At 71.9% G+C, this 11,749-nt stretch carries 10 protein-coding genes; 2 read left to right on the forward strand and 8 right to left on the reverse strand.

Annotated features, from left to right (window positions below):
* Positions 1 to 16: 16 nt before the first annotated feature.
* Positions 17 to 1,816 carry an L-lactate permease gene (locus ACH9D2_RS09395; RefSeq protein ID WP_396362551.1) on the forward strand — a complete coding sequence of 600 codons (1,800 nt, stop codon included), beginning with the start codon at positions 17 to 19 and terminating at the stop codon, positions 1,814 to 1,816.
* 82 nt (positions 1,817 to 1,898) lie between these two features.
* Here the strand turns inward: ACH9D2_RS09395 and ACH9D2_RS09400 are convergent, their stop codons facing one another.
* The 8 genes from ACH9D2_RS09400 to ACH9D2_RS09435 all read right to left on the reverse strand — a co-directional run bounded on the left by ACH9D2_RS09400 (position 1,899) and on the right by ACH9D2_RS09435 (position 10,963).
* Positions 1,899 to 2,579, reverse strand: coding sequence for a hypothetical protein (locus ACH9D2_RS09400; RefSeq protein ID WP_396362575.1), 681 nt, complete (start codon positions 2,577 to 2,579; stop codon positions 1,899 to 1,901).
* Positions 2,580 to 3,025: 446 nt separating this feature from the next.
* Positions 3,026 to 3,556, reverse strand: coding sequence for a hypothetical protein (locus tag ACH9D2_RS09405; protein ID WP_396362576.1), 531 nt, complete (start codon positions 3,554 to 3,556; stop codon positions 3,026 to 3,028).
* A 204-nt stretch (positions 3,557 to 3,760) separates the two neighbouring features.
* Entirely contained in the window at positions 3,761 to 5,344 is a 1,584-nt protein-coding gene (locus ACH9D2_RS09410; RefSeq protein ID WP_396362577.1) for a thiamine pyrophosphate-binding protein, read from the reverse strand.
* A gap of 61 nt (positions 5,345 to 5,405) precedes the next feature.
* The gene (locus ACH9D2_RS09415; RefSeq protein ID WP_396362578.1) at positions 5,406 to 6,809 is read right to left on the reverse strand and encodes an NAD-dependent succinate-semialdehyde dehydrogenase; all 1,404 of its coding nucleotides are present in this window, start codon (positions 6,807 to 6,809) and stop codon (positions 5,406 to 5,408) included.
* Between the two features lie 78 nt (positions 6,810 to 6,887).
* On the reverse strand, positions 6,888 to 7,544 hold the full coding sequence (locus tag ACH9D2_RS09420; protein WP_396362579.1) for a cyclase family protein: 657 nt from the start codon (positions 7,542 to 7,544) through the stop codon (positions 6,888 to 6,890).
* Positions 7,531 to 9,021, reverse strand: coding sequence for a purine-cytosine permease family protein (locus ACH9D2_RS09425; RefSeq protein WP_396362580.1), 1,491 nt, complete (start codon positions 9,019 to 9,021; stop codon positions 7,531 to 7,533). Before ACH9D2_RS09425 ends, ACH9D2_RS09420 begins: the two co-directional genes overlap by 14 nt.
* Positions 9,018 to 9,407, reverse strand: a complete 390-nt coding sequence (locus ACH9D2_RS09430) for a YybH family protein (RefSeq protein WP_396362581.1) — start codon at positions 9,405 to 9,407, stop codon at positions 9,018 to 9,020. Before ACH9D2_RS09430 ends, ACH9D2_RS09425 begins: the two co-directional genes overlap by 4 nt.
* Positions 9,408 to 9,478: 71 nt before the next feature.
* On the reverse strand, positions 9,479 to 10,963 hold the full coding sequence (locus tag ACH9D2_RS09435; protein ID WP_396362624.1) for a sodium:solute symporter: 1,485 nt from the start codon (positions 10,961 to 10,963) through the stop codon (positions 9,479 to 9,481).
* Positions 10,964 to 11,139: 176 nt separating this feature from the next.
* Here ACH9D2_RS09435 and ACH9D2_RS09440 point away from each other — a divergent pair, with 176 nt between their 5' ends.
* On the forward strand, positions 11,140 to 11,706 hold the full coding sequence (locus tag ACH9D2_RS09440) for a helix-turn-helix domain-containing protein (protein ID WP_396362582.1): 567 nt from the start codon (positions 11,140 to 11,142) through the stop codon (positions 11,704 to 11,706).
* The last annotated feature ends 43 nt before the right edge of the window (positions 11,707 to 11,749 follow it).

Below are 11,749 nucleotides of genomic sequence, written 5' to 3' on the forward strand. Positions count from 1 at the left end.
CAGAAAGGACCTTTCCGTGGACAATCTTGCTGTGCTGAGCCTTTTGGCTCTGCTGCCCATCCTGCTGGTGGGCGTGCTTTTGGCCGGGTTCCGGTGGCCGGCCAAGTTCGCGATGCCGGTGGGGTATCTCACCGCGGTGGTGGTGGCGCTGGTGGTGTGGCGGATGAGCTTCACCGGGGTGCTGGCGGCGACCATCGAGGGCCTGGTCGTGGCCGTCACCTTGCTCTACATCGTCTTCGGGGCGCTGCTGCTGCTGTCGACCCTCACGGTGGGCGGGGCCATGGCCACGATCCGGGCCGGGTTCAACAACATCTCCGCCGACCGGCGGGTCCAGGCCATCATCATCGGCTGGCTCTTCGGGTCCTTCATCGAGGGCGCCTCGGGCTTCGGCACCCCGGCCGCGGTGGTCGCCCCGCTGCTGCTGGCCATGGGCTTCCCCGCGATGGCCGCCGTCATGGTCGGTCTCATCATCCAGAGCACCCCCGTGAGCTTCGGAGCGGTCGGCACCCCCATCCTGGTGGGCGTGACCAACGGCCTGGGCGGTGATCCCGCGGTCGCCGAGCGCGTCAGCGCCCTGGGCGTGACCATGCCCGAGTTCGTCAGCTCGATCGGTTTCTACACCGCGGCCATCCACGCCGTGGTGGGCATCCTCATCCCGCTGATCCTCGTGAGCATGCTCACCGGGTTCTTCGGCCCCGACCGCCGCTTCCGCGACGGACTGGCCGTGTGGCCCTTCGCGGTCTACGCCTCCCTGGCCATGACCGTTCCCTACGTGCTGGTGGCCCGTTTCCTCGGGCCCGAGTTCCCCGCGATGTTCGGCGGGCTCCTGGGCCTGGTGCTGGTGATGCTCACCTCCAGCAAGGGCTTCCTGATGCCCCAGGACACCTTCGACTTCGGCCCCCGCGCCGAGTGGCCCGCCCGCTGGATGGGCACCATCGAGCCGGCCCAGGCCACGGACGTGTCCACGCACATGAGCGTGGTCCGGGCCTGGGCCCCCTACGCCCTGATGGCCGGGCTGCTGGTGGCCACCCGGGTCATCGCCCCGCTGAAGGAGTTCCTGACCGGCCTGGCGATCCCGTTCGAGAACATCCTGGGCACCGAGATCACCACCACCGTGCAGCCGTTCTACCTGCCGGGGTTCCTCATGATCCTGGCCTCCCTCTTCGCCTACGCGCTGCACCGGATGAACTCCCGGGAGATCGCCCGCACGCTGAAGATCTCGGCCGGTCAGCTCGCCGGCACCGCCGCCGCGCTGCTCTTCGCCGTGCCGCTGGTGCGCGTGCTCATCCAGTCCGGCCCGGCCCTCAACGACTCGGGGCTCTCCAGCATGCCGGTCACCCTCGCCGAGGGGGCCGCGGCGATCTCGGGCAGCTCCTGGCCGCTGATCGCGCCCTGGATCGGGGCGCTGGGGGCCTTCGTGGCCGGGTCCAACACCGTGTCCAACCTGACGTTCTCCCAGTTCCAGTTCTCCACCGGTGCCGCGATCGGCCTGGAGCGCCCCGAGCTCGTGGTCGCCGCCCAGGCCGTCGGCGGGGCCGGTGGCAACCCGATCGCCATCCACAACATCGTGGCCGCCTCCGCCACCGTGGGACTGCTCGGACGCGAAGGAGACCTGCTGCGCAAGACCATCATCGTGACCACCTACTACTGCCTCGCCGGCGGCGCGGTCGCCTACCTCTTCATCCACGGCCTGGGCCTCAACCTGGGCACCATCATGCTGGTCCTGCTCATCACCGGACTCGCCCTCCTGGCCCACCGACTCTGGCGCACGGACACACCGACCCAGCAACGGGGCAACACCCGCTCCCGCGTCTGACGGCGGACGGGCACGCGTTCCTCCCTCATGGCCGGTGGCCGTGGGGGAGGAACGCGTCCCCGCGCCCGCGCGGGGTGATCCGTCAGCCGCCGCCGGTCGGCTCCGTCCCGGGGCGGAGATGGCGGGGCAGGAACCGGGTCTGGTCCTCGAGCACGCGGGACTGCACCGGATCCGCGTAGATCTCGAAGTGCCCCACCGGGTACGTCAGGAGCTCTCCCCGCGGCGCAGCCCGGGCGATCTCCGCGGCCCGCCGCGGATCCGTCTCGGTGTCCTGCTCGGCGACGCACACGAGCAGCGGCGCCTGCACCCGTTCGGCGGTGCCGGGACGGTACACCGGCGGGTGGAAGAACAGCCGGGGCGCGAACTCGTTGCGCCAGGTGGGGCCCGTCTCCACCGCCTGCGCGAGGTGGCGGTCGCTGTCCGGGCCGATGACCGCTCCCAGGTCCCCGGGGAGCGCGAACACGGGGATGCAGTGCGGGGGCAGGCCGCGCCGGCCCCGCAGTTCATCGCGGACCGCGGCGGCCACCAGCCGGACGGCGGCCCCCAGGAGCATCCCGAGCGGGATGTGCTCCTGCTGCTTCTCGGCCCGGAGCTCCTCGCGGGTGCTCCGGGAGCCCTTGCCGAACTCCGGCACCTGGAGGACCACGGCCCGGGTCCGCCGGTCCTCCGAGGCCAGGCGCAGGACGTGTCCACCGGACGACGAGCTGCCCCACAGTGCGATCCGGGCCGGGTCCACGCCGGGCAGGCCACGGGTCAGGCGCACGGCCGCCCGCCAGTCCTCGAGCTGCTCCTCGACGTCGACGATCTGCCGGGGTTCGCCGCCGCTGCGGCCGAAACGCCGTGTAGTCGAAGGTCAGCACGGCCAGGCCGTGCTCCGCGAAGCCGGTGGCGTGACGGGCCAGCTGGTCCTGGGTGCCCGTGAAGCCGTGAAGCCGTGACCCATGACCACGCAGGGCTGCGCGGCGTCGCCCTGCGGCGGGCGCCAGTGCCGCGGTACGCCCCTCCGGGCCGGCCGTGGCACCGGTCCCCGGGGAGACCTGGGGGCGTGCCCGCGCTCCGTGCAGCAGGCGAGGACGCCCCGACGTCCACGACGACCAGGTCCCGCGCCGACCGGTCCCTTCCCCCGCAGCCGTGAGGGTCCGTGCCCTGCCGGAACGCTCAGCACGCTCGAGCAGGGCACGGCCCCTCTGGCCGGACGGAACGCCGCCCCTACTCCTCCGCGGTGACGGTGGCGTCGGTGGCGTGGAGCCAGGGATCGCCCACGTGGTCCTCGAACAGGGCGTCCTCGAGGTCGACCCCGAGCTGCTCCTCTGCGGCGGCAACCTCGAAGCCCTCCTGGACCATGCCGACCACCTCGAGCGTCTGGCCCTCCTGGAGGTCGGGCACGTCGAGGTCGTGGACCACGAGCAGGGGGTCGAGGGTGAGGTCGTCGGGGTCGCCGACCGTCAGGGCCGAGGGGGAGACGACTTCCTCCACCTCGGCGGAGAGCGTGACGTCCTGGCCCTCGTAGACGGCCCGGTCGTCGTAGAACTGACGGTTGTAGGCGCCGCCGTACGGGGTCATGGGGGCCGCTCCCGTGTCCGGCGGAGGACTGGTCTCGGCGACCTCGCCCTCGGTGATGTCCTCCACCTCGGTGCCTGTCTCGGGCTCGTCGGCCCCGCAACCGGCGAGCGCGAGCCCGGCGGCGGCGAGCAGGCTCACGGCAGCCTTGCGGGTGCTGTGGTGTTCACGCGTGCTCATGATGTGCCTCCTGGTGTTGGCCATGGTCACCGGTTCGGCGCATCGGCGGTGAGACACCGGACCCGGCTGCGTGCACACTCACCGTAAGCAGGCTTTCTGCCCGCTCACAAGGCGTGACACCGGACTCTGCGAGTCTTCCACGGGCCTTCCGAGAGCACTCTGCGCAAGTCGTGACCGCCGCGTGATCCGTCGGCCGGCCAGCCGTCAGAGGCGCAGGTGCACGAGGCTCGGCCCCTTCACCGCGAGTGCCTCGACGACCTTCTCGGCGAGGTCGTCCTGGGTGGCCTCGAAGCCGACCGCGCCGAAGGCCTCCGCGAGCGCCGGCCAGTCCGGCTGCCGCAGGTCCACGGCGAGCGGGTCGATGTCCCGGTCGGTCATGTTCTGGCGGATCTCGCCGTAGCCGCCGTTGTCCACGCACACGATCGGGAGGTCCACGCCGAGCTCCACGGCGGTCATCAGCTCCTGGATCGAGAACATCAGGGCGCCGTCGCCCACGAGGCACAGCACGGGACGGTGCGGGGCGGCGAGCTTGGCCCCGATCGAGGCCGGCAGGCCGTAGCCGAGGGTCGCGTAGGTCCCCATGTAGAGCAGGGAGTGGGGGAGCTGGGCGCGGAAGAACGTGGTGGAGCCCAGATAGGTGACCTGGGAGGAGTCGCCGCCGATGATCGTGTCCTCCGGCACCACCGCCATGATGGTCTCGTTGAGGGCCGCGAGCTCGGGCGCGGTGCGGCGGCCCTCGTCGTCGAGCCGGGCGAAGATCTCGGCGAGGTCGCGCGGGGGGCGCGGCGCCAGCGGGCCGATCGCCTCGAGGAGCTGCGGGACCACGGCCGCGGAGTGGCCGGGCAGTTCGATGTCCGGGTCGAGGTTGCACAGCATCTGGTCGCGCATGATGTCCACGCGCACGACCGGGCCCCGGGGTGTGATGTCGCCGCCCCACAGCTCGGCCTCGCCCACCTTCGAGCCGATCACCAGCAGTGCGTCGGCGGAGCGCAGGAACTCGTGCGCGGTGGACAGGCGCAGGTCGGCGCCCAGCGCGAGGCGGTGCCGCTCGGGAATGGCGCCCTTGCCGTTGGTCGTGGTGATGACCGGCGCCTCCAGCAGCTCCGCGAGCTCGAGCAGCCGCCCTCCGGCGGCCAGCGAGCCACCGCCGGCCAGGATGACGGGTCGCTCGGCGGCGCGCAGCACCTCGGCGGCGCGGCGCACGTCGTCGACCGGGGCCGGTTGCGGAGCGCCGAGCGGGCGCGGCGCGACCTGCCGGTCGGTGTAGTCGAGCTCCGCCTCCAGCACGTCCAGCGGGATCTCGATGTGCACCGGGCGGGGGCGGGAGTGGGCGAAGTCCCGGAAGGCGTCGTGGACCATGGTCACGGCCTCGGCCCCGCTGGTCACCCGGCGGCTGTGGCCGACGATCGCGTCCACGGCCGCGGACGGGTTCTTCGTCTCGTGCAGCGAGCCGATGTCCCGGAAGTCGTGGCCCACGGGCCGTCCCGGGGACAGGATAATCATCGGGCGGGACTCGGCGTAGGCCGTGGCCGCGCCGGACAGGGAGTTGAGCAGGCCGGGCCCGGACGTGGTGATGACGACCCCGGGCAGCCCGGAGACCTGGCTCCACCCGTCCGCGCCGTACGCGGCGCCCTGCTCGTGGCGCGGGGTGACCGCCCGGATGCCCAGCTCCCGCAGGGGCCGGTAGAACTCGAGCGAGTGGGTCCCGGGGATGCCGAAGACGGTGTCGACGCCGTAGCCCCGGAGCGTCTCCAGCACGGCTCGGGCGGTGGTCCTGCGGGTGGTCATGAGCGGTCCTCCAGAAGTGGGATGCGTGGGGTGGGGTGAATGGGGCGGGTCGTGCGGCGGATCAGTCCTTGATGTAGAGCAGGCGCTTGTTGACGAACTCGTCCATGCCCAGCGGACCGAGCTCCCGGCCGTAGCCGGAGCGCTTGACCCCGCCGAAGGGCATCTCGGCGCCCTCGGCCTCGGCGGCGTTGACGGCGGCCATGCCGGCCTCAAGACCCTCGGCGACCCGGCGCGCCCGGTCGGGGTCCGTGCTGAAGACGGCCCCGCCCAGGCCGTAGGGGGTGTCGTTGGCGAGGGCGAGGGCCTCCTCGTCGTCGGCCGCCCGGTAGACCACGGCCACGGGGCCGAAGAGCTCCTCGTGGTGGGCGGCCATGTCCGGGGTGATCCCGGTGAGCACGGCCGGCTCCAGGTAGGCGCCCGGGCCCTCGAGCAGCCGCCCGCCGGCGTGCAGGGTCGCCCCGGCGTGCACGGCGTCCTGGATCTGGCGGGCCAGCCCCTCGGCCGCGGCCCGGGAGGACAGGGGCGCGAAGGTGCCGGGGGCGTCGGCGGCCGGGTCGCCCGGGGTCAGCGCCTCGGCCTGACGGGTCAGCTCGGCCACGAACTCGTCGTAGAGCTCCGCCATGACGATCATCCGCTTGTTGGAGTTGCACGCCTGGCCGGTGTTGCCCATCCGGGTGGCGAAGGCCGCCCGGGCCGACTCCTTGACGTCCTCGGTGTCGAGCACCACATAGGGGTCGGAGCCGCCGAGCTCCAGCACGACCTTCTTCAGGTTCCGTCCGGCGATCTCGGCGACCTTCGCCCCGGCCCGCTCGGACCCGGTGAGGGACACGCCCTGGACCCGGGGGTCGGCGATGATGTCGGCGACCTGGTCGTGGCTCGCGAAGACGTTGACGTAGACGCCGGCCGGCACCCCGGCGTCGGACAGGAGCTGCTGGATGGCCAGGGCGGCCTGGGGGCAGCTCTCGGCGTGCTTGAGCAGGATCGTGTTGCCCAGCACCAGGTTGGGGGCCACGAAGCGGGCCACCTGGTAGTAGGGGTAGTTCCACGGCATGATCCCCAGCAGCACCCCCACGGGCCGCTTCTGGATCACCGCCCGGCCTCCGCCGGAGGCCGTGATGGGCTGGTCGGCGGCCAGGGCGGGGCCCTGGCCGGCGAAGTAGCCGAAGATCTCGGCGCAGAACTCGACCTCCTCCCGTGCCTCGGTCAGCGGCTTGCCCATCTCCTCGGTGATGGTCGCGGCCAGCTCTTCGACCCGCTCGGCGAACAGCGCGCCGACGCGGGCGGCGACGGCCGCCCGCTCCTCGATCGGCCGGGACCGCCACTCGCGGAAGGCGGCGTCGGCGCCGGCGAGGGCCTCTTGGACCTCGGCGTCGGTGGCGGTGGGGTGCTCGGCCAGGACCCGGCCCGTGGCCGGGTCGACGGACCGGTAGGAGGACGGGGTGGTGGTGCGGGGATCAGCGGTCATGGCGGGGTCTCCTCGTCGGGGATCGGATGTCGTCAGCGGGGTCGTGGCGCGGGGGTGCGGATCGGCCGGGGGCGGGACTCACAGCTGCATCGCCACCGCCCGGACAGGGGAGCCGTCCAGGCCGCGCAGGCGCAGCGGCAGGGCGCTCAGCAGCGGGTCCGGCCAGGTGACGGCGTGCAGGTTGGTCAGGTTCTCGATGATCGCCCCGCCCGCTCCCAGGACCGCCGCGTGCACCGGCAGCTCGAGCGGGCCGGTCGAGGAGGCGTCCGGGGTGCGGTCCGGGTTGAGGGTGTCCACGCCGAGCACGCGCACGCCCGCGGACAGCAGGTGCTCGGCGATCTCCACGTGCAGCACCGGGTGCTCGAGGTAGCGCGGCGTGCCGAAGTGCCGGGACCAGTCGGTGCGGAACAGCACGATCGTGTCGGCGCGGACGTCCTCCAGCTGCGCGCGGACGTCGTCCCAGCGGATCACGTCGTGCTCCCGGAGCTCCGGCACGGGCACGACCCGGGCCGGCCCCACCAGACGGGAGAGGTCGAGCTCGTCCACGGGAGACCCCCCGTCCACGGTGTGCAGGGGAGCGTCCAGGTGCGTCCCGCTGTGCGTGCCCAGGTGCAGCTCGGCCACCTGGAAACCGTCCCGCGGGACGGACGCGGCGAGCCGGGAGTCCACGGGCGGATCCCCGGGGAACACCTGCATGCCGGCCTCCACGGGGTGGCTCAGGTCAACGAGGAGCATCGGCGGTCTCCTCCGGTCGGCCGGTCTCGCCCACCGCGGCGGCCCTGTCGCTCCGGTCCGGCGCGGTGACCTCGTCCGCCGCGGCGGAGAGGTGGCGCTGCACCGGGCGGTCCGCCACGATGCTCCCGGCCGCCACGGCCCAGACCAGGTAGAGCAGCGCGGAGACGACGAACGTGGGGATCGTGGCGCCCACCGGGCTCGGCAGCACGTAGGTGAGCACGAGGGAGGTGGCCGCGCCGACGACCCAGACCACCACGGCGGCGGGGTGGACCCCGCTCCGGTACCAGTAGCGGCCACCGCGTCCTCGCAGGATGTCCGCGGCGTAGGCGCCGCGCTTGACCACGTAGTAGTCCACCAGCATGATCGCGAAGACGGGGATGAACAGCGAGCCGATCAGGACCAGGAAGCCGGTGAACTGGTCCAGCAGGCCCAGCCAGGTGGACCCGAGGATCGACACGGCTCCCAGCACCAGCGCCGTGGGCAGGAACCGCACCCGGCGCGAGGGCGTGAGGTTCACCACCGAGGAGACCATGCCGTAGACGACCATGGTGTTGGTGGCCATGACCGACAGGAAGATCACCACCGCCAGGGGCGCGCCGAAGGCGGCGACGAGCACCGTCGGGTCGAATCCGACCGCCTCCCCGCCTTCCAGCACCACGTAGGCGATCGCGGTCGCCCCGAGGCTCATGGCCGCGACCGTGGACAAAACGTACCCCGTGCCGGAGCCGATCACGCCCGCGGACTGCGACCGGGCGAGGCGGTTGAACTCCGCGGAGAGCACCGTCCAGGAGATGGCCGTGGCGATGACGACGTCGAGGACCGTGATGGAGGACCAGCCCGCCCCGGCGTCCACGGGCAGGGCGGCGAAGTCGGCCGGCGGGTAGGAGGTGAACGCCACGGTGAAGACCCAGGCCATGATCCCCAGGATCACCACCGCCAGCCACGGCTCGACCCGGGCGATGCCCTCGTGGCCGAAGACGGCCAGGGTCACGACCAGAGTCTGGCAGAGCACGGAGAACAGCACCGGGTTGGAGTAGCCGGTCGCCTGCTCCACCAGGAAGTTCACGGTGACACCGGCGAGCATGGCCTGCACCCAGCTCCAGCCCATGAGGATGACCACGTTCGCGGCCACCGGGAGGAAGGAGCCGCGCAGCCCGAAGGAGCCCTTGGTCAGGGACATGGTGGGGAGACCGGTGCGCGTGCCCATGTTCCCCACGAGCACCAGCACCGTCCCGCCGATCAGCGTGCCCAGGACGATCATGCCCAGGGCCGTGGGCCAGGACACCCCGGGCACGAACAGCGTCCCCGTCAGCAGGGTGGTCACCACGAGGTTCGCCGCGAGCCAGATCATCCCGATCCGGCCGGCCCCCAGCGTGCCCCGCAGCGGGCCGTAGCCCTCGGAGTTCTCGTCCAGGTGGTCCGAGAGCCGGGACCAGGGGGACCTGTGCCCGTCGGTGGTGCGGTTCGTTGTGCTCATGCGCTTGCCTCACTGGTGGGCGGGACGGGAGAAAGGTGTTCGTGGACGGCGGTGACGGAACCGTCCGCGGTCCGGTGGAAGACGATGGTCTCGCGCTCGGTCGTGGTCTCGGCCACGCCGTCGGTCTCCGTGGTGGTGCGGACGTCGTGGACGAACACCGCGGCTTCCCCGCACAGGTGCACGACGGCGTCGGTGCTCTCGCAGGAGAGCACGCGCCAGCCCTCCGCGAGCCATCCCCGCCAGAGCCGCTCGTAGCTGTCGCGGTCCGCCAGGCGGTCCGGCTCGCTGTGGAAGACGAAGTCGGCATCCGGGGAGAAGGCGTCGAAATAAGCCTGCGTGTCGGTGGCGGCGAACGCCGCGACCAGGGCGGTGGCGGCCCGTTCCACCTCCTCGCGACTCAGGGGAGCGGATATCCCCTGTGGTGCGGCGTCCGCTCCGCGGGTGCCGGTCGCCCCGTTCACGGGCGGGCCTCCGTGCGGTCGGCGGCGACCGAGCCGGAGCCCGTGAGGCGTTCGTTCCAGTGCTGCAGCACGCCCTCGTGCGTGGGCCGGGACAGCAGGGAGACCACCACGTAGACCAGCGCCGAGCTCGCCAGGCCCAGGTAGATGGGGGCGTTGGCCAGCACGCCGAAGAACACCATGGAGGCCAGGACGACCACCGAGCCGACGAGCATCGACAGCGCCGCGCCGAGGCCGGTGCCCCGCTTCCACACGAGACCCCCGAGGATCGCGACGAGCAGGCCGCCGACCAGGATGTCGTAGGCGATGGTCAGGGCGGTGACGGTGTCCGAGATGAAGACCGAGATCGCGGTGATCACCACGCCGAAGACGAGCATGTAGAGCCGGTCGGTGCGCAGCTCCGCGGCTTCGTCCGCGGCGGTCGCCTCCTGCCCGGCCGGAGCGGTGCTGCGGCCGAACAGGGCTTTCAGGGCGGGGACGACGTCCACCCTCGCCACGGTGGCCGAGGCGATGAGCGCGCCCGAGGCCGTGGACATCATGGCGGCGACACCGGCGGCGAGCACGATCCCGCCGAGCCCGGCCGGGACGTACTGTTGCGCCATCGTGGCGAACGCGTCGTCGGGGGAGGCGAGGTTCGGGGCCACGGCCGCGGCGGTCATGCCGATGACGGCGCCGGCCACGCCGTAGAGTGCCACGTAGGCGGCGGAGCCGAGCCCGCCCCAGCGGGCGACCTGCGGGGAGCGGGCGGTGAACACGCGCTGCCAGATGTCCTGGCCGATGAGCATGCCGAAGCCGTAGACGACGAACATGGTGATGATCGCCTGCGTGCCCATGCCGCCCCAGGTGAAGAACGTGGCGTCCAGCCGCTCCTCGAGCCCGCTCCAGCCGCCCGCGGCGGAGAGGGAGAACGGCAGCAGGATCAGGAACAGTCCGATCGTCATGAACACGAACTGCATCATGTCGGTGAGCGTGATCGACCACATCCCGCCGAGCACCGAGTACCCCACCACCACCACGCCGCCGAGCAGGATCGCCCAGGTCCGGTCGATCGGGAACAGCACCGAGAAGATCGCCGCGTAGGCCGACGTCGACGTCACCGACAGCATCACGGTGTAGGCCAGCATCACGAACGACGACGCCTTGGCCCCGCCGTGCTCGCCGTAGCGCAGCTGCAGCATCTGGGACACGGTGAACACCTTGAGGGACTGGATGCGGCCCGCGAAGAACAGGCTCAGCGCGGCCAGGCCCGTGGCGATCGCCACGACCAGCCACATCCCGGAGATGCCGTAGGTGTAGCCGAGGCCCACCCCGCCCACGGTGGAGGCACCGCCGAGGACCACGGCGGCCATCGTCCCGGTGTAGAAGCCCGGACCCAGGCGGCGTCCGGCCACCCGGTAGTCCTCGGCGTTGTGCGCCCGGCGGCTGGCCCAGAGCCCGACCGCCACCATGGCGACCAGGTAGAGCACGATGATCAGCACGTTCATGGTGGTCACTTCTTCCTCGGAGCGCGGGCGCCCACGGGATCGACGGAGTGTTTCCTCGAGACTAAGTTGCTCAGTAAGAAACAAAAGTTGTCCCACATAGTATGATGCAGATCATGTTTTGGGAACCGGTCCGGCTCATGCCGGGCCGGTGAACCTGTCCAGGAGGAGAAGGCGTCGTGAAAGCACTGCCCATCGAGAGCTCGGGTCACTCCGCCGCCGTGGGGTCGCGGCTGCGCAACCACCGGCGGCGCAGCCACATGACCATCGACCAGCTCGCCTCCGCCGCCGGTCTCACCAAGGGCTTCGTCAGCCGGGTCGAGCGGGACATCACCTCCCCGTCCGTGGACTCGCTGGTGCGGATGTGCCAGGTGCTGCGGATCGACATGGGCGAGCTCTTCACCGGCCCCGCCGACGTGGAAGTGGTCCGGCTCGAGGACGCCCCACACATCGACCTCGGCGGTGAGGGGATCGAGGAGCAGCTCGTCACGCCGACGGCCCAGCGCACGGTGCAGGTCATCCGGGCCCGCGTGGCCGCCGGCGGCCGGGGCGAGGACACGATGTACAGCATGGACTGCGAGACCGAGGTGCTGCACCTGATCAGCGGCCGGTTCCGGCTCCACGTCCCGGACCGCACCTACGACCTCGAAGCCGGGGACACCGTGACGTTCCCCGGTTCCGAGCCGCACACCTGGGAGAACCCCGGCGCGGAAGACGCCGTGCTGCTGTGGATCCTCGGCTCCTGAGCGCCCCGCCCCGTCCCCACCACCCCCGTCAGCACGCACGTCA

The organism is Kocuria rhizosphaericola (genome assembly GCF_044462205.1).
GTDB lineage: Bacteria > Actinomycetota > Actinomycetes > Actinomycetales > Micrococcaceae > Kocuria > Kocuria rhizosphaericola.

Excerpts from the sequence above, each read along its gene's own strand:
- ACH9D2_RS09405 (WP_396362576.1), bottom strand. The coding sequence starts at position 3,556 with ATGAGCACGCGTGAACACCACAGCACCCGCAAGGCTGCCGTGAGCCTG.
- ACH9D2_RS09410 (WP_396362577.1), bottom strand. The coding sequence starts at position 5,344 with ATGACCACCCGCAGGACCACCGCCCGAGCCGTGCTGGAGACGCTCCGG.
- ACH9D2_RS09415 (WP_396362578.1), bottom strand. The coding sequence starts at position 6,809 with ATGACCGCTGATCCCCGCACCACCACCCCGTCCTCCTACCGGTCCGTC.
- ACH9D2_RS09420 (WP_396362579.1), bottom strand. The coding sequence starts at position 7,544 with ATGCTCCTCGTTGACCTGAGCCACCCCGTGGAGGCCGGCATGCAGGTG.
- ACH9D2_RS09425 (WP_396362580.1), bottom strand. The coding sequence starts at position 9,021 with ATGAGCACAACGAACCGCACCACCGACGGGCACAGGTCCCCCTGGTCC.
- ACH9D2_RS09435 (WP_396362624.1), bottom strand. The coding sequence starts at position 10,963 with ATGAACGTGCTGATCATCGTGCTCTACCTGGTCGCCATGGTGGCGGTC.